We start from the raw sequence: 17,191 nt of genomic DNA, 5'->3' as shown, positions 1-17,191 counted from the left end.
ACACCCGGAACGGCACCCCGCCGCACTGTCGGAGCCGTCCGGGTACGTCCCGTACGAGGACGGTCGTCCGCCCTGCGGTGCGCCGCGCCGGACGGGACCACCCGGACACACCCCCGCGCATGTACCACGTAGACGTAACGGAGAACCACGATGCGGAAGATCCTCATAGTCGGAGCCGGCCAGTCCGGTCTCCAGCTCGCCCTCGGACTGCAGTCCAACGGGTACGAAGTCACCCTGATGTCCAACCGCACCGCCGACGAGATCCGGTCCGGCCGGGTCATGTCGACGCAGTGCATGTTCGACACCGCGCTGCAGCACGAGCGTGACCTCCAGCTCAACTTCTGGGAGTCCCAGGCCCCGCGCATCGAGGGCCTCGGCGTCTCGGTGGCCGCCCCGGACTCCTCGCGGCCCATCGACTGGGTCGGCAAGCTGGACGGCTTCGCCCAGTCCGTCGACCAGCGCGTGAAGATGGCCGGCTGGATGGAGACGTTCGCCCAGCGCGGCGGGCAGCTCGTCATCCACGGCGCCGCCGTCTCCGACCTGGACTACTTCTCCCGCACCTACGACCTGGTGATGGTCTCCGCGGGCAAGGGCGAGCTGGTCTCCATGTTCGGCCGGGACGCGTCCCGTTCGCCGTTCGACGCCCCGCAGCGCGCCCTGGCCGTCGCGTACGTCCACGGCATGGGCCCGCGCCCCGAGCACCCCGAGTTCGATGCGGTCCGGTGCAACCTGGTCCCGGGCGTCGGTGAACTCTTCGTGATGCCGACCCTGACCACGTCCGGCCGTGCCGACATCCTGTTCTGGGAGGGCATCCCGGGCGGCCCGCTGGACGTCTTCCAGGGCATCAAGGACCCCTCCGAGCACCTCGCGAAGACGCTGGAGCTCATGGAGCAGTTCACGCCGTGGGAGTACGCGCGTGCCACCAAGGTCGAACTGACCGACGCCAACGGCACCCTGGCGGGCCGTTACGCCCCGACCGTCCGCAAGCCGATCGGCCGGCTGCCCGGCGGCGGCCTGGTCCTCGGGGTTGCGGACGTCGTCGTCGCCAACGACCCGATCACCGGCCAGGGCTCCAACTCGGCCTCCAAGTGCGCCCACGCGTACCTGCAGTCGATCATCGAGCACGGTGACCGCGAGTTCGACGCGGACTGGATGCAGTCCACGTTCGACCGTTACTGGGACACCGCGCAGCACGTCGTGAAGTGGACGAACGCGATGCTCGGCGTTCCGCCGGAGCACGTGCTCAACCTGATCGGTGCCGCCGGCCAGCTCCCGCCGGTCGCCGACCGCTTCGCCAACGGGTTCAACAACCCGGCGGACTTCGAGAACTTCTTCTTCGACCCCGAGAAGACGAACGCGTACCTCGCGCAGGTCTCGGCGAACGCGGCGGCCTGACCCTCCACGACGCCCGGACGGACACGACAGCCGGGCCGGTTCCGTCAGGAGAGCGACGGGGCGCGGCCCGGCTGACGTGTGTACGGGGGCGTCGGGTGCGGCTAGCCGCCCGGCGCGGACACGGAGCTGTACCCGGTGTCCGCGCCGTCCGACGCGCCCTTGGGCAGCTCCGGGGGGTCGTACGTACGCAGCGGCGCGTTCGCCGGATCCGGCCGTACGGCGCCCAGCAGCGGATTGGACGCCACCGGCGAGATCTTCACCTGGGAGCCCGGGCGGGGCGCCTGCACCACCAGGCCGTTGCCGATGTACAGGGCCACATGGGTGGCCTTCGGGAAGTAGATCACCAGATCGCCCGGGCGCAGTGAGCTCACGGACACCCTCGGCAGCTGCCGCCACTGTTCCTGCGAGGTACGCGGAATGGTGCGGCCCGCGCTGGCCCACGCCTGCGAGGTGAGCCCGGAGCAGTCGAAGGAACCGGGCCCCTCGGCGCCCCACACATACGGCTTGCCGAGCTGCCGGATCGCGTACCGGACCGCCTCGTCGCCCTCCTGCGACGGGCGACGGGACCCGGCCAGGGCACCCGAGGCGACCAGTACTTCCTGGGCCTTCTCCGCGCGCTGCCGCTCCAGCCGGGCCAGCTCGGCGATCCGCTGGGCGGTGAGGGTGGCCAGCAGCGTCTCCACCTTCTTCAGCCGCGCGCGCACCTTGTCGCGGTCCTTCTTCTTCCGCGCGGTCAGCGCCCGCTGCTTCCCGAGCACCTTGCGGGACGCGGTGGCCAGCTCGTGGGCGCGCTTCTCGGCGCCGGTGAGCCGCTTCAGGGTCGTGGCCCGTCCGGCCGCCACCCGCCGGATCACGTACCCCTGGTCCAGGGCGTGCTCCGGATCGCTGGACAGCAGCAGCTGTACGTACGAGGAGAAGTCGGACCGGCCCTGGTACTGCTCGCGGGCCAGCCGCCCCGCGTCGTCGCGGCTGCGTGCCAGCGCGGCCCTGGCCCCGCCGAGTGCCGCGGCGAGCTTCTTGGCCTCGGTGTTCCGCTTCTTCAGCTCCGAAGCCGTCCCGTTGTACGCCTCGCTGGCCTCCTCGGCCTGCTGGTACAGCTTCTTGAGTTCGGTCAACAGCTCGGAGACGGTCTTCGTGGCACGTGGCCCGCGGGCGGTGCCCGAAGCGCCGGGAGCGGCCGGAGCCGCGGGGGCGGCGACGGCGGGTGAGGCGACAACGACCGCGGCGAGCGTCGCTGCGCATACGGAGCGCAGAACCGTGGACGGCACGGGATCACCTCCAGTGGCGGGGCGATCGTGCGACTGCCCCATGAGTGAGCGCGACGCGTCCATACGGTCACTCGGGGGCGGGCGATGCAAGAACCCCGCGGCGTTTCGGCGGCCGGATTAGCCCGGAAGGCGGGGCCGGGCCCGGGTCATTCCACGGGGAACGCGTAGAAGATCCGGTCGCGCTGGACCACGGCGCTCCTCCCGGACGCCAGGACCCGGTACGGGGCGGTGACCGTGGCCCCCTTCGGGTCCTGCACCCCGATGTCCACGAACTTCCACAGCCGTCGTCCGTCCGCCGCGGCGAACGCGGTGACCTGCGCGGCTCCGGCCGCCAGCAGGGTCGAACCGGTGGCACTCACCGTGACGGCGGGAGCCGATCCGCCGGGCACCGCCTCCGTCGACCGCCGCCAGCGCAGCTTCCCCGATGCGCGCTCGACCGCGCCCACCTCCTGGTTCCGGTTGCTGGTGTGCAGCAGCGCACCGGCCGGGACCGGTGTTCCGTACGCGGCCCCCGGGGCGCCGTTCAGTGTCCACTTCGGCTTGCCCGCGGGCAGGTCGAACGACTGGAGGGTGTCGCCCGCCGCCGCGTACAGGACTCCCTGGCCGTCACCGACGGCCGCCCCGTCCGGGCCGACGGCGCCGAACGACTTGGTCCACGAGGCCTTCCCGCTGCCGAGGTCGAAGCCGCGGAAGACCGCCCTGCCCTTCGCGGCCTTGACGTCGCCCGGGGTGAGCGTCGCGCTCTTCTGGCGCACGACCAGGGTGTCCGGCTGGACGGCAATCAACTGGTAGGCGGGCGCTGTCGATTCACGTCCGGTGGGTACGGAGGTCCGCCACAGCTCCTTGCGTCGCACGATGTCGTAGGCGAACAGGTGCGAGAGGACGGCCTCGGTGTCCTTCCCGCGCTTCTTGCCCTTCTTCGGCTTCTTCGCCTTCACGGTGACCTTGTGCGAGCCGGTGAACCAGACGGTGGCCCCGGACCGGCCGATGACGTCGGACACCGTCAGCCGCGGCGCGTCCGCGAACTGGTCCTCGTACGCCACCCGGTGGGCGACCTGCCCGTCCTTCGGCGACAGCCAGAGGAACTCGGACGGCCCGGCGACGAAGCAGAACGCGTCGCCGGCCGCCATCGCCGCCTGCCCGCCGGCCGCGTCCCGGCACTCCCAGAGGCGGCGGCCGGTCCGCAGATCGACCCCGAACGCCCCGGTCGCACTGGTCAGGACGAGCAGCCGGCCGTTCCAGAGGGCGGTGGTGAGCGGCGCGGGCTCGGCGGCGGGGTGCGTGTACACCCAGCGTGGCCGCGGCGGCAGCCCGGCCACGGTGGGCCGGCTGGGGGCCGGGGGGGACTTGCTGTCGTCCGAGGCGTCGGAGCCGACGGAGCCGAGGGCGAGCACACCGCCGCCGCCGACGACCAGTCCGGCCACCCCGGCGGCGGCGCCGAACAGCAGGGTGCGGCGGTCGAGAACGGGGGAGGGGGGCGCCGGGGGCGGCGGCGGGGCGGGGGCCGCTGCCGCGGGGGCAGGGAGCGGGCGCGGCACGAGCGGCGCCACCGGCGGCAGGACGGCGGGCAGACGGTCGGGGGGACCGGTCCGCTCGCGCGGGATGGACAGCTGGGTGGTCGGGCGGTCGGGCTCCGGGGAGCGGGGGCTGCCGACGCTCCCGATCCGGGTGGTCCGGGTGTCCTCGCCGGTGTCGCCGGTGTCGCCGGTGTCGTGGCCGTGGCCCGGGGTGGGGATGCCGGGGGCGGGGATGGCCGGCTTCGCGTCGGAAGGACCGGCGAGGGCCGAGCGGGGGACCGCGTCGGCGGGGCCGTCCGGTGGGGGAGCGGCCGGCCCGCCGGACACCGACTCCCTTACCCGGGAGGCCTGTTCCGTGAGCGCCTTGGTCAGCGGCTCGGGCAGCCAGCCGCCCTTCGCGAGCGCCGCCGCCCCTTCCAGAGCCAGCTCCGCCGCCACCGTCCCCGAGCTCGGCCGCCCGGCCGGGTCCTTGGCCAGACAGCGGGCGATGAGATCGCGCAGCCCTTCCGGAACGGCGCCCAGTTCGGGGTCCGCACGGGCGATCCGTTCGGCCGCCTCCGCCGCCGGACCGTCGGCGAGCGGGGTCGTGCCGGTCGCCGCGTACGCCAGCAGCAGGCCCAGTACGAAGAGGTCGGAGGCCGGCCCCGCGGTCTCGCCCTCGACCTGTTCCGGGGTCAGATAGCCGAGCCGCACGGACAGCTGTCCGCCCGGTCCGGCCTCCGCGGCGGCCGCCGCGCCCAGCGGGCCGAAGGCGGCCAGCCGCGGTCCGTCCGCGGCCAGCAGCACCGTACGCGGTGCCAGCCCCTCCAGTACGGCGCCGGTGGCGTGCACCCGGGAGAGGGTCTCGGCGATGCCCGCGCCCAGTATCCGGACGGCACGTTCGGGGAGCGGCCCCGTGGCGTCGATCGCCTCGGCGAGCGTCAGCGCCGGCACGTACGCCGCGGCCGTCCACAGCTCCCCGTCGTCCGTGCGGGTGGCGAGCTGCGGCTGGACCCAGCCTCCCGCCAGCCGGTCCGCGGTGCGTACCTCCGCCCCGAAGCGGCGGCGGAAGACCGGCAGCGCGGCGAGTCCGGGCCGGGCGGCGGTGATCACGACTGCGCCGTCCGGGGCGCCGTCAAGTGCTGCGTCGTGCGCGAGGTACTGCACGGCGCTGGCCGTCTCACGGAACCGCGCCACCACGGTGTACGGACCGAAGCGGCGTGGATCGTCCTGACGCAGCGCCTCCATGGCGCACCCCCTTGTGACCGTTCTCGTGACCATGGATCCGACGATCCTAGAGGGTCCGGCAATCGGGGCGCGGTGTCGCAGCGCCGGGCGCGCGCATCTTCCGGAACTCCTGATCCGGCCGACCCGCCGGGCCGGCCGCTGCGCCGTCAGCTCGGTTTCGACCAGGGCCACTTGGGAGTGTGCCGCTCTCGGCCCTCGGGGGCGTACTCGTACGCCCAGCCGCGCTGCACACCCAGCCGCTTGGAGTATCCGGCCGGGACCCGCCGGTAGGCGTGCACGGTCGCCGGTCCGCCGTCCGCGGCCGGTACCGGGACCTCGTACCACTTGGGCGGGTGGCCGGTCGCGCCGACCAGGACGGGCAGTACCCGCCCGTCCAGCGGGCCGCCCCTGAAGGTGGTGTTCTCGCTTCTCACACCCCCAGTCTGACCCAGGGCGTGTCCGGGGGCTCAGTCCGGCGGCAGCAGGTGGACCGCCCCGGCGACCACCGGGATCAGCCGCGCCGCGAGGGCTCCGGCCGGACCGGCCGCGGTCTCCAGCGGCAGCAGCTCCGCCACCACGGCCGCCGTCTCCTCGTCCGTCGCCGCGGTGGCCGCGAGCAGGGCTGTCAGCTGGTCGACCAGCCAGCCGCGCAACTCGTCCACGGAAGGCTGCTTCTCCTCGTCCAGCCAGATCAGGGAAGCCGCCTCGACGGCCGCGATCCAGGTCCGCACCATCATCCGCAGCCGGGGGCCGGGCGGACAGGCCTCGCTCCGCCCCAGATGCAGCAGGATCTGATCGGCCGCCGCCCGTCTCACCTCGTCGACGATCGCAGTCGTCCGGGACGTCTCGGCGACGCTGCCGCCGCGCAGCAGCGCGCTGAACCCGGTGTCGTGCTGGTCGACGAAGGCGAGATAGCGGCCGACCACCCGCGTCACCCGTTCCGTGGGCGGGCCCTCGGGCGGCTCGGCGAAGCAGAGCTTGAGCTCGTCGGCGGCGGACCGCAGAGCCGCTTCGTACAACTGCTGCCGCCCGCCGGGGAAGTAGCGGTAGACCAGCGGGCGGGAGACGCCGGCGATCGCCGCGACCTCGTCGAGCGAGACCTCGTCGGGCGCCCGGTGCGCGAAGAGGGTGAGGGCCGCGGCGAGGAGCTGCCTGCGGCGCTCCTCGACGCTGAGCCTTCGGTACGCGCGGGTCGGCGGGGCTGCGGCGGCAGGGGTCATGTCACGAAGCGTAAGCCGTCCGCCGCGCAGCGGGAGCGGGCTCAGGCCAGCAGGCCCGAGCTCTTCCACAGCCTGCGTCCCACCCCGTTCAGCACACCGATGTCGTCGAGGAAGTCCGTCAGCCGTTTCGCGCCCGACTGCATGACCTCCGTCCGGTGACCGCTCGCCCTGACCTGGGCGACGGCCTCGCGGCGGTCCAGGCCGACGTTCTCGTACACCTGGGGGTTGACGAAGCAGACGGAGAAGACACGCGCCGCCTCCCCGCAGCTCACCCGGGTCAGCTCGCGCTCCCAGCGCGGCGAGGTGACCATCTGGCGACGCAGTTCCTCACGGGCGTAGCGGACGTGCCGTGCCTCCTCGACCACGTGGATCCGGGTCACTCCGCGCACCAGGGTCTGGACGCGCTCGTCCGGGAAGGTCAGCCGCTGCATCCAGTCCAGGATCTCCTCGCCGAGCAGGGTCGCGGCGAACGAACCGGGCGTGGTGGAAACGGTCTTCAGCACGCGTGCCAGGTTGTGATAGACGCGCGGTACGGGATAGTTGGGCGCCTGCCCCCACTGGATCATGCGGCCGAACATCATCGAGTGCCGGCATTCGTCGGCTATCTCGGTGAGTGCGTAGCGGACGTGGTTGCTGGTCACCGGCTTGTCGTAGATGTGCCGGACCAGCAGCTGCATCAGGATGATCTCGAACCAGATGCCGAGCGAGGCGAGCGACGCCGCCTCGTGCCGGGCCAGGTCCATCTGCTGCTCCTGCGACATCTTCCGCCACAGCGGGGTGTCGTAGAGGGAGACGAGCTCGGGCGGCCAGAACCACTTGCCGTCCTCGATCGCGGAGTCCCAGTCGAGCTCGGTGTCCGGATCGAAGGAGTGCTTGGCCGAGGACTCCAGAAGGCGCTCGGCGATCTGCTCACGGTCCCGGAGCGGGCCGAGTGCGTCGCGGAGCACCTGCACGTCGCGTTCGGTCACTGTCGTCATGACTGGGCGCCCTTCACACATGAGTTACCGGCGGTCACTCCTTATGAGACTCCTTGTCAGCAAGGCCGTCAATCCCTCACGCGTGACTTGTTGACCCGGCGTCTACCAACGTGTGAACCTGCCAACTGACGCAACCGCAGCGGAATTTGTCCGAGCATGCGAGGCGAAGGAGCCGTCCGTGTCGACACACGACCTCTACACCACCGCCCCCGACACGCCCCTGTGGCAGGTGCCCGCCTCCGGCGCGGCCCGCTTCAGCTGGGACTACGACGACGGCCGCGAACGCCTTCTCGCCCTCTACCAGAAGGGCAAGGACAAGCAGTGGGACGGCAACAAGCGCATCGACTGGGGACTGGAGGTCGACCCCGCCGACCCGCTGGGCACCCCGGACGAGGCGCTCACGCTGTACGGCACCCCGCACTGGGCCAGGATGACCGAGAAGAACCGGGGGGAGCTGCGCAAGCACTACACCTCCTGGCAGTTCAGCCAATTCCTCCACGGCGAGCAGGGCGCCATGGTCTGCGCCGCCCGGATCGTGGAGTCCGTCCCCGACCTGGACGCGAAGTTCTACTCCGCCACCCAGACCATGGACGAGGCCCGGCACGCGGAGATATACGGCCGGTTCCTGCACGAGAAGGTGCAGATGCTCTACCCGATCAACGACAACCTGCAGGGGCTGCTGGGTGACACCCTGCGCGACTCCCGCTGGGACATGCCCTACCTGGGCATGCAGGTCCTGATCGAGGGACTGGCGCTGGCCGCGTTCGGCATGATCCGCGACACCACGACCAAGCCGCTGCCCAAGCAGATCCTCGCCTACGTCATGCAGGACGAGGCCCGCCACGTCGCCTTCGGGCGGATGGCACTGCGCGACTACTACAAGCAGCTGAGCGACGCCGAACTGCGCGAACGCGAGGAGTTCGTCATCGAGGGCTGCTACCTCATGCGGGACCGGCTCAGCGGTGTCGAGGTGCTGGAGAACTTCGGCATCGGCAAGCAGGAGGCCAAGGAGCTCTCCGAGCACTCGGAGTACCTGCAGCTCTTCCGCAAGCTGCTGTTCAGCCGGATCGTGCCGTGCGTCAAGGACATCGGACTGTGGGGCGAGCGGCTCCAGAAGGCCTATGTCGACATGGGCGTCTTCGAGCTCGGCGACTCCAGCCTGGACCTCCTGATGGCCCAGGACGAGGAGATCGCCGAGCAGCTGGACCGGGACCGGTTCGCGGCGGAGGAGCAGGCCCGTGTCGCGGAGGTCGAGGACGCGATATCCGACGGTGCGGCGGTGGACGGCGCGGCCTGACCGCCGCGGGCGGCGACCGTGCCGGGCCGCCGCCGACCGATGGCTCAGTCGACGGCCGGGGCGGGCGCCGGGAAACCGGTGCGCAGGGTGAACGCCCGCTCCGTGGAGCCGTGTTCGCGCAGGTGGAGCAGGCGCTCCTCGGCGTCACGCACTGTCGGGCGCTGCCCGGCGGGCACCCACCACAACACGGTCATCGCCTCCTCGACGCGCTCGAACCACTCGCGGCGCCGGGCGAGGAGCTCGCGGTGCCGGCCCTGGTACATGAAGGCCGTCAGCGCGTCCGTGTCACGCCACACCGACATGTTCACGATCAGCCAGGAGTCCCCGAGAATGGGTACGTCGGTGGCGTTCCCGCTCTCGCTCTGCAGTCGCCAGACGAAACCGGCAGCCCGGTCCGCGACCGCGTTGACCGGATCCAGCGCGTCGACGAACTCCTTCAACTCCGGTGAATCGAGCGGGAATCTGAGCCGTGCGATGTTCACCTGTGCGAGCTCGTGGCCGGGCCGCGGCGTGATGGATGCCATGGCCGAACAGTAATCAGGGCGTCCCGTGCCGCACGGGCCCTTCCGGTCCGCGAGACGCGCCGGATCCGGAACTGCCGGCTCCGGGTGCTCGCTCCCGCAGCGCCGCCTCCATCACCGCCCGGGCGATCGGCGCGGCGCTGCCGCCACCGCTGATGTCCCCGCGGCGCGCCTCGGCGTCCTCGACGACCACGGCGACCGCGACGGCCGGCCGCCCGGAGCCCGGCACCTGCGCCCAGCAGATGAACCAGGCGTACGGCGTGCCGGAGTTGTCGATCCCGTGCTGGGCGGTGCCGGTCTTGCCGCCGACCGTCACCCCGTCGATCGCGGCGTTGGAGCCGGTGCCCCGCTCCACGACGTCGACCATCATCTGCTGCAGTCGCATCGCCGTTTGCGGGCTCATCGCCCGGTGGTACAGGCGGGTGCTGTTCTGATGGACGGTGGCGCCGCCCCTGGTGGTCGTGCGGTCGACCAGATACGGGTATTCGAGGTCACCGCCGTTCGCCACGGCCGATGCCACCATGGCCATCTGCAGCGGGGTCGCCGTCGTGTTGAACTGGCCGATGGACGAAAGGGCCAGCTGGTCCTTGCTCATGTCGGTGTCAAAATTGCTCTTGGCCACCCCGGACGGAATTCTCAGGCCGGTGTCGTCGAAGCCGAACTTCTCCGCCGCCGTCACCATCCCGTCCAGCCCCACCTGTACCCCCAGATGGGCCATCACGGTGTTGCAGGAGACCCGGATCGCCTCGGCGAGCGACGCCTGCTCGCAGCCGGTCGCCTCGTTGGGGAGTGTGGTGCTGGTTCCGGGGAGCACGTACGGCGACGGGGTGTCGGTCCCGGCGTCGGGATCCTCGACCACGCCCGTGTCGAGCGCCGCCGCCGCCGTGACGATCTTGAAGGTCGAGCCGGGCGGGTAGGTCTGCCGGATGGCCCGGTTGAGCATCGGCTGGCTCTTCGCCGTGGTGAGCTGCCGCCAGGCGTCGGTGACCGACGAGCCGGTGCCGGAGAGTCGTTCGGGGTCGTACGAGGGGGTCGAGACCAGCGCCAGGATCTTGCCGGTGGACGGTTCGACGGCGGCGACCGCACCACGGCGCCCGCCGAGCCCGTCGTACGCGGCCCGCTGCATCGAGTCCTTGATGGTCGTGACGACATTGCCGCCGGGCTGCTGGCTGCGGGTGATCTCGTTCCACAGCGGCAGCGGGGCGAGCAGTGGATCGGTGCCGGAGAGGATGTCGTCCTCGGCGTTCTCGATCAGCGTCGTGCCGTATGTCTGTGAGGCGTAGCCGGTGACCGGAGCGTACAGCGGGCCATCGGTGTACGTGCGTTCGTACGTGAGCTGCCCGCCGGTGTTCCTGGAGCCGGTGACGGACTCCCTGCCGACCAGGATGTTCCCGCGCGGCTGTCCGTAACGGGTGATGGTGCTGCGGCGGTTGGCGGGGTTGTCGTTCAGCTCGTCCGCCATGAAGACCTGGATGCGGGCGGCGTTCAGCAGCAGTGCGATGAGCAGCAGCAGGCAGAACGCGGCGGCCCGCCGGATGTAAGGGATCACCGCGCACCCTCCGCGGTGTTCGGCGTGTACACGGTCACGGCCGGTCCTCCACGATCGGTGCGACGACCCCGGTCTCCACCTGGTCGGGGTGGGGTCTGCGGGCGAGGTCGCTGACCCGGATGAGCAACGCCACGATGATCCAGTTGGTGACGACGGACGACCCGCCCTGGGCGAGGAACGGCATCGCCATGCCCGTCAGCGGGATCAGCCCCATCACGCCGCCCGCGATCACGAACACCTGCAGGGCCAGGATCGAGGCGAGACCGATCGACAGCAGCCGCCCGAAGGGGTCGCGCAGGGCGAGACCGGCCCGGTAGCCCCGGGCGACCAGCAGCGCGTACAGCAGGAAGACCGCGGTCAGCCCGGACAGCCCGAGCTCCTCGCCCGCCGTGGCCAGGATGAAGTCCGACTTGGCGGCGAAGCCGATGAGGATCGAGTGTCCGAGGCCGAGTCCGGTGCCGAGCATGCCGCCGGCGGCGAACGCGAACAGTGACTGGGCGAGCTGGCTCGGCCCCTGGCCGGCGTCGATGGTGGCGAACGGATCGAGCCAGTCCTGCACCCGGCTGTGCACATGCGGTTCGAAGGAGCCGACGACGAACGCGCCGACCGCGGCGAGCAGCAGCCCCACCGCGATCCAGCCGGTCCGGCCGGTGGCCACGTACAGCATGATCACGAAGAGTCCGAAGAAGAGCAGTGAGGTGCCGAGATCGCGCTCCAGGACCAGCACACCGACGCTGATCAGCCAGATCGCCACGATCGGCCCGAGGACGCGGCCGGTGGGGAGCTGGAGCCTCCAGACCTTGCGGCCGGTGTAGGCCAGGGCGTTGCGGTTCGCAGCGAGGTAGGCGGCGAAGAACACGGCGAGCAGGATCTTGGCGAACTCGCCCGGCTGGAAGGAGAATCCGCCGACCCGGATCCAGATCTTGGCGCCGTTCACCGCGGGGAAGAAGATCGGCACGATCATCAGGACGAGGGCGGCGGCGACCGAGAGATACGCGTACCGCTGGAGCAACCGGTGGTCACGGAGGAAGACGACGACCAGGGCGAAGAACGCGACCCCGAGCGTCGACCAGATCAGTTGGGTGGGTGCGGCCTGGTCCTTCGGGGTCTCCAGGTCGAGCCGGTAGATCAGGACCAGGCCGAGACCGTTGAGCAGGACGGCGATCGGGAGCAGCAGCGGATCGGCGTACGGGGCGCGGAAGCGGACGGCCAGATGAGCGAGGAGGGCGAGCAGCCCGAGGCCCGCGCCGTAACCGGCGACGTCGGGCGGGACCGCGTCGTTGCGGGCGAGGCCGACGGCCGCGTAGCCGTAGACGGAGATGAGGACCGCCCCGACGAGGAGGGCGAGCTCGACTCCGCGCCGCCTGGGCAGGCGTAGCTCCGGCGGGGGCGCGTCCGTCCTCGTTGCGGTCATGCCACGCAACGTAGCAAGAGGCGGGCGTTATTTCCCTTACGTCACTTCTTTTCCGCTATGTCACTTCGGGGTGGTCGCCGCCGGGCGGTTCGTCCTCGCGGAGCTGTACGTACTCGGGGAGCGTCAGGCGCGCAACCGCCCCGCCGTCCTCCGCGTTGCCGAGGACGAGCTCGGCGCCGATGGCCGCCGACTGCCCGGCGGCGATGGTCAGTCCGAGCCCGTGGCCCTTGCCGCCGGCCTCGGTGCGGAACCGCTGCGGGCCGCCGGCCAGCAGGTACTCCGGGAAGCCGGGCCCGTGATCGCGCACGGTCACCACCGGCCCGTCGACCGTCAGGACCACGGGCGGGCGGCCGTGCCGGTGCGCGTTGGCGATCAGATTGCCCAGGACCCGCTCCAGCCGCCGCCGGTCGGTCTCGACCCGTACGCTGCCCGCCCCGCCGCCGTCCTGCGAGCCCACGACGCGGATCGCGGTCCGCGTCCCCGACGCACGCACCACCCGCACGGCCAGCGGCACCAGTTCGTGCACCGCGAGGTCGACCCGCTCCGTACGGGCGTCGAGCCGGGAGATCTCCAGCAGATCCTCGGTCAGCGCCCGCATCGCCCGGACCCGGTCCCGCACCAGCTCGGCCGGGCGTCCCGGCGGCAGCAGTTCAGCGGCGGCCGAGAGGCCGGTCAGCGGCGTGCGCAGCTCGTGCGCCACATCGGCGGTGAAACGCTGCTCGGCCAGCAGCTTGCGCTGGAGGGTGGACGCCATCGTGTCCAGCGCCACGGCGACGGTCGCCACCTCGTCCGGCGGTCGCGAAGGGTCGGCGCTACGGGGGTCGTCGACCCGGGCGTCGAGATCGCCCGCACTGATCCGGCGGGCCACCCGGGCGGTCTGGTGGAGCCGCCGGGTGACCCGGGTGACGGCGAACGCGCCGACCAGCAGCGTGGCGCCGATCGCCAGCAGGGACGAGCCGACGATCGCCCGGTCGAGGCCGTTGATCGTGCGGGCGCTCTGGCTGTAGTCGACCGAGGTGGCCAGCGCGCGGCCCTCGGCCGGGGCCGCGGCCCACATCGCCGGACGCCCGTCCCGGGCGGCGAGGAGCGTGCCCCGCCGCCCGCCGACGGCCAGGGCGCGCAGCGACGCGGGCAGCCCGGGCGGATCGATACCGGAACCGGGCGGGAGCGCTTCGCCCGCCTCGTACGCCACGGTCGCTGCGGCGAGCCGGGAGAGCGCCTTGCCGCGGGCCTCGCCGACGGTCTGCCGGGTCACCGCGGTGTGCACCAGTGCGCCCAGCAGTGCGGCGAGCGCACAGCACATCACGGTGATGAACACCGCCGACTTCCAGGTGAGCGTCGCCGTCCACGAGGGCGGCCGCAGCCGCCGCCGTTCCGTCATCGCCGCCCCGCGGAGGCGGCGGCCGACGACGGCACCGTGCTCGGCCGCGCCGTGGCGTCCGCGCTGGGCCGGGCGCTCAGCTCCGGGTGCGGGATCATCCGTAGGATCTCGTCCTGCGCCGGCAGCATCGCGCGCTGCCGGCCGTCCCAGGACCAGGCCGTCCGGTACTCGTATCCCGCGATGGCCGACGGCACCCGCATGATCACGTCCGGCCCGGCCAGTTCCACGCTGATCACCGCGTCCGAGACGGCCATGATCCGGGTCAGCGCGCCGCCGTCCGCCATGTAGACCCGCACGGAGAGCCGCCCGTCGCTCCGCCGGATGCCGAGCACCATGTCATCCCTGCCGTCACCCGTCAGATCACGGAAGTACGGCCGCAGCACGGGGCATCCGGCGGGCGCGGTACGGCACGCGGTGATCTTCCGTACCGTGCCGGCGGGCAGTTCGTCCGTGCCGCTGGACCGGCTGGTGGTGGCCTTCAGGCCGGCCTGCACCACGGCGACCGGATCGACCTCGCGCACATCGTCGTGCGGGACCTCGATCCCGGGGATGCGCGCCGTCGCGCCCTCGCCGTAGTCGTACGGAGCGGCGGAGGCGGGCGGCAGCTGCGGCCACAGGCGGGCGGGTCCGACGGCGGACGGGGCTCTCCCCGCGCTCCGAAGTCCGCCGCCGGTGCCGCAGCCGGCCAGCAGCGCGGCGCCGACGCCGGCCGCCAGGGCCACCGTCGCGCGGCGTGTCACCCGGCGATGCGGGCCCACGGCTCCCTCCCTTCCCGGACGTCCGGCCCACGGGTCCGCCGACCCGTGACCCGTAGACCCTATTCGGAAGGAAGCGCGCTATGTCTCTTTTGCCGCGTGAACGTGTGACTGCTCAGCGCTGGTACGGGTTCTGACCGTCCTGGGCGAAGCCCGGCTGCTGCTGCGCCTGCCCGAACGGGTTTCCGTCCTGCGACGCCACGTGCTGCGCGAGCAGCTGGTCGGCCTGCTCCTTCGGGATCTTCTGCTCGCCGCCGCAGAACGTGCACTGGGTCGCGTACTTCGTGGAGAAGGGGAACAGCGGCACGAAGAACAGCGTGAACTTCGTGACCCGCTTCCGCAGTGTGTGCGCGGCCGGGTTGCCGCACCAGCCGCAGACCAGTGTCAGAACGGCCAGTTGGTACAGATAGCCTCGCGTACCAAAAATGATCATGTCGTGGGCCCCTTCCCCGTTGTTCCCGTGAGCGCCTGCCGGCAGAGCGCCAGCAGCTTTTCGTCCTCGTGTGTGTCGTGGCTGCCGTACCCGCCGTCCATCGCGTTGTGACGGCGGACGGAGGCGAGTTCGGCGCGCAGTGCGCGTGCCGCATCCGACCCTGCACCAGCAACACCCATCTGCGCCAGGCATTCCGCCACCCGGACCCTGACATGACGGTTCTTCTCCCACGCCGCCAGCATGACCGGTACGGACTCCTCGGTCCGCCCGGACACCTCCCACAGCGCGATCGCCGCCTCCACCCGCAGCCACAGCTCGTCGTGGTGCAGCAGCGCCCGCAGCGCGGGCGCCACCGCCGCCGCCCGCGCCCCCAGCCTGCCCAGCGCGCAGACCGCCGGCCGCTGTTCGTGCACGTGCTCCGACCGCATCCCCTCGATCAGCACCGGCAGCACGGCCTCGGCATCCCCCTCGACCGCCCACAGCGCCCGCGCCGCCTCCGTCGCCGCCGGGGTGCCGGGGCGGCTCCTCATCAGCGACCGGAGCTCCGGGACGGCGCACCGCGCCGCGGGTCCGAACGAGCCGAGCGCCCGGAGCGCCGACGTCCGCAGCCACTCCCCGCGGTACTCCGGCGCCCCTCGCAGCACCCGAAGCACCTCCGGCGCCGCCTCGCCCGCCCGCAGCGCCGTCACTCCGCCGAGCAGCGGGTTCGCCCGGTCGTACACCCCCTCGTCGAGATCGAGCCGGCCGAGGCCGCGGCGCAGCACACCGGCGAGCGGCGCCGCTGCCGCCCCCAGATGGCCGATGGCGAAACCCACGTCGTGCGGCACCTCGGCCCGTTCCAGCGCGGCGGCCAGCGCGGGAAGGGCCCTGGCGTCACCCAGCCTGGCCAGCGCCTTCACCGCACTGCCGAGCCCCGCCGGCCCGCTCGCCCACTCCTTCACCCAGGACCCGGGATCCGCCGCCACCCGCGCCGCCAGCGCGTCCGCAGCCGGTGCGGCCAGTCCGAACAGCTCCTCCAGCACATGCGAGGCCGCCTCGGCCAGCCGCGGTTCCGGGTCGGCGAGCTGGACACCCACGAGGTGGACCAGCTCCTCGTACGAGCCCCGCCAGGCCCGTATCAGTCCGCTGCTCATCCGCACGGCGTCGATGCGCTGCCGACGGTCCGGGCTGCGCAGCTGATCGGTCAGCAGTGCCGTGCGATCGGTCACCCGGTCGTCGAGCCCGACGTGCAGCGTCCGCAGCAGGTCCGCCGTCCAGGGAGCCGTGCGCCCGGCGGAATCCGGCGCGGACAGCGCCCGCACCTGCCCCACCAGGGTCACCGGCGCGCCCCGCTCCTCGGCGGGCTCGCCCGGACCACCGGGGTCCTCCACCGGATCCGCGGCCTCCACCGGATCCGGTCCGCCGGCCACCACGTCCGGTGCCGGGCGCAGCTCGCCGAGCAGCCCCGCCACCACCCGTACGACATCGCCCGGCAGCGCGTCCGGGGCGCACCGGGCCAGCTGGGCGAGGGCGGCCAGCCGCAGTCCCGGGGAGCGGGGGTCCGCGGCGAGGCGGCTCAGCCACTGGGCCGCCCGGCCGGCCAGCGGACGGTGCCGCAGCGCGACCCGCCCCGCCGCCTCCACCAGAGCGAGCCGCACCTCCTCGTCCGGCTCCACCGGCAGCCGCTCCCGCAGCAGGGCGAGGACCCGCACCGGGTGGCGGTGCAGCGTGGCCAGCGCCATCGGCACGGCGAGCCGGACCCCCGGGTCCTCGTCGGCGACCAGTTCGAAGAACACCCCGGCGCCGGCGGTGACGGCGGCGGCCGCCATCGCGTAGTTCGCGGCGCCCTCGACGTCCTCCTCGTCGATCTCCTCCTCGTCCAGGTCGAAGCCGCCGATGCTGGTGAGCAGCTCGACCAGGCCGCCGCGGTCCTGCACCTCCGGATCCACCACCAGTTCGAGGAGGAACGGGATGCAGGCGAGCGTGCAGTCGTACACATCGCCCTGGTGGTGGACCGCTCCGTACATGCCGTCCAGCGCGCTCTCGCGCTCCGCCGGGTCGGCGGACGCCAGCCCCCGCAGCAGTCCCGGCACATCATCGGCAGGCCCGTAGGCATGCTCCATCGAGGCCCAGTCGACCTCGTCGATCCCCGCGAACACGTCATCGCCTCCCCACGCATCCACGCGTTGTGTTCTGGGCCGAGTGTGCACCACCGCTCCGACAATCCGCCCGCCCACATGCCGCCTTTTGCTCGCAGGCATGACAACGGCCGAATGCAT

Annotated in this window: 13 protein-coding genes and 1 pseudogene; 2 read left to right on the top strand and 12 right to left on the bottom strand. The window is 72.3% G+C overall.

Going from position 1 to position 17,191, the window contains the following annotated elements; genetic code table 11:
* The first annotated feature begins 150 nt into the window (after positions 1 to 150).
* Positions 151 to 1,395, top strand: a complete 1,245-nt coding sequence (locus tag ACFVXE_RS23010; protein WP_389673621.1) for a styrene monooxygenase/indole monooxygenase family protein — start codon at positions 151 to 153, stop codon at positions 1,393 to 1,395.
* Positions 1,396 to 1,496: 101 nt separating this feature from the next.
* Here ACFVXE_RS23010 and ACFVXE_RS23005 read toward each other — a convergent pair whose 3' ends face one another.
* From ACFVXE_RS23005 to ACFVXE_RS22985, 5 genes are all read right to left on the bottom strand, one after another.
* Entirely contained in the window at positions 1,497 to 2,663 is a 1,167-nt protein-coding gene (locus ACFVXE_RS23005; RefSeq protein ID WP_389673619.1) for an NlpC/P60 family protein, read from the bottom strand.
* A 146-nt stretch (positions 2,664 to 2,809) separates the two neighbouring features.
* Positions 2,810 to 5,407: a PQQ-binding-like beta-propeller repeat protein gene (locus ACFVXE_RS23000; RefSeq protein WP_389673617.1), complete on the bottom strand. Its 2,598-nt coding sequence runs from the start codon at positions 5,405 to 5,407 to the stop codon at positions 2,810 to 2,812.
* A 146-nt stretch (positions 5,408 to 5,553) separates the two neighbouring features.
* Complete coding sequence (locus tag ACFVXE_RS22995) at positions 5,554 to 5,820, bottom strand: hypothetical protein (protein WP_389673616.1); 267 nt, start codon at positions 5,818 to 5,820, stop codon at positions 5,554 to 5,556.
* A gap of 33 nt (positions 5,821 to 5,853) precedes the next feature.
* Positions 5,854 to 6,606 carry a TetR/AcrR family transcriptional regulator gene (locus tag ACFVXE_RS22990; RefSeq protein WP_389673614.1) on the bottom strand — a complete coding sequence of 251 codons (753 nt, stop codon included), beginning with the start codon at positions 6,604 to 6,606 and terminating at the stop codon, positions 5,854 to 5,856.
* A 41-nt stretch (positions 6,607 to 6,647) separates the two neighbouring features.
* Entirely contained in the window at positions 6,648 to 7,583 is a 936-nt protein-coding gene (locus tag ACFVXE_RS22985) for a diiron oxygenase (protein WP_389673612.1), read from the bottom strand.
* 178 nt (positions 7,584 to 7,761) lie between these two features.
* On the opposite strand from ACFVXE_RS22985, the gene ACFVXE_RS22980 reads away from it, so the two are divergent.
* A complete protein-coding gene (locus ACFVXE_RS22980; protein ID WP_389673611.1) occupies positions 7,762 to 8,880 on the top strand; it encodes a ferritin-like domain-containing protein in 1,119 nt (372 codons plus the stop codon).
* Between the two features lie 44 nt (positions 8,881 to 8,924).
* Here ACFVXE_RS22980 and ACFVXE_RS22975 read toward each other — a convergent pair whose 3' ends face one another.
* The 7 genes and pseudogenes from ACFVXE_RS22975 to ACFVXE_RS22945 form a co-directional block, all read right to left on the bottom strand.
* Positions 8,925 to 9,404 (bottom strand): DUF3291 domain-containing protein, encoded by a 480-nt coding sequence (locus ACFVXE_RS22975; protein WP_389673610.1) that lies wholly within the window; start codon positions 9,402 to 9,404, stop codon positions 8,925 to 8,927.
* A 91-nt stretch (positions 9,405 to 9,495) separates the two neighbouring features.
* Positions 9,496 to 10,950, bottom strand: a pseudogene (locus tag ACFVXE_RS22970) (peptidoglycan D,D-transpeptidase FtsI family protein); the annotation flags it as partial.
* 34 nt (positions 10,951 to 10,984) lie between these two features.
* Positions 10,985 to 12,364: an FtsW/RodA/SpoVE family cell cycle protein gene (locus tag ACFVXE_RS22965; RefSeq protein WP_389673609.1), complete on the bottom strand. Its 1,380-nt coding sequence runs from the start codon at positions 12,362 to 12,364 to the stop codon at positions 10,985 to 10,987.
* A gap of 55 nt (positions 12,365 to 12,419) precedes the next feature.
* Complete coding sequence (locus ACFVXE_RS22960) at positions 12,420 to 13,745, bottom strand: ATP-binding protein (RefSeq protein ID WP_389673607.1); 1,326 nt, start codon at positions 13,743 to 13,745, stop codon at positions 12,420 to 12,422.
* A complete protein-coding gene (locus ACFVXE_RS22955; protein ID WP_389673606.1) occupies positions 13,742 to 14,503 on the bottom strand; it encodes a hypothetical protein in 762 nt (253 codons plus the stop codon). Before ACFVXE_RS22955 ends, ACFVXE_RS22960 begins: the two co-directional genes overlap by 4 nt.
* A 112-nt stretch (positions 14,504 to 14,615) precedes the next feature.
* Positions 14,616 to 14,933: a zinc-ribbon domain-containing protein gene (locus ACFVXE_RS22950; protein WP_389673605.1), complete on the bottom strand. Its 318-nt coding sequence runs from the start codon at positions 14,931 to 14,933 to the stop codon at positions 14,616 to 14,618.
* On the bottom strand, positions 14,930 to 17,071 hold the full coding sequence (locus ACFVXE_RS22945; RefSeq protein ID WP_389673668.1) for a HEAT repeat domain-containing protein: 2,142 nt from the start codon (positions 17,069 to 17,071) through the stop codon (positions 14,930 to 14,932). Before ACFVXE_RS22945 ends, ACFVXE_RS22950 begins: the two co-directional genes overlap by 4 nt.
* Positions 17,072 to 17,191 lie beyond the last annotated feature (120 nt).

The organism is Streptomyces sp. NPDC058231 (genome assembly GCF_042882275.1).
In the GTDB taxonomy this organism is placed as follows: domain Bacteria; phylum Actinomycetota; class Actinomycetes; order Streptomycetales; family Streptomycetaceae; genus Streptomyces.
The sequence above is the reverse complement of the archived record's forward strand: the minus strand, read 5'-3'. Positions and strand labels throughout refer to the sequence as shown.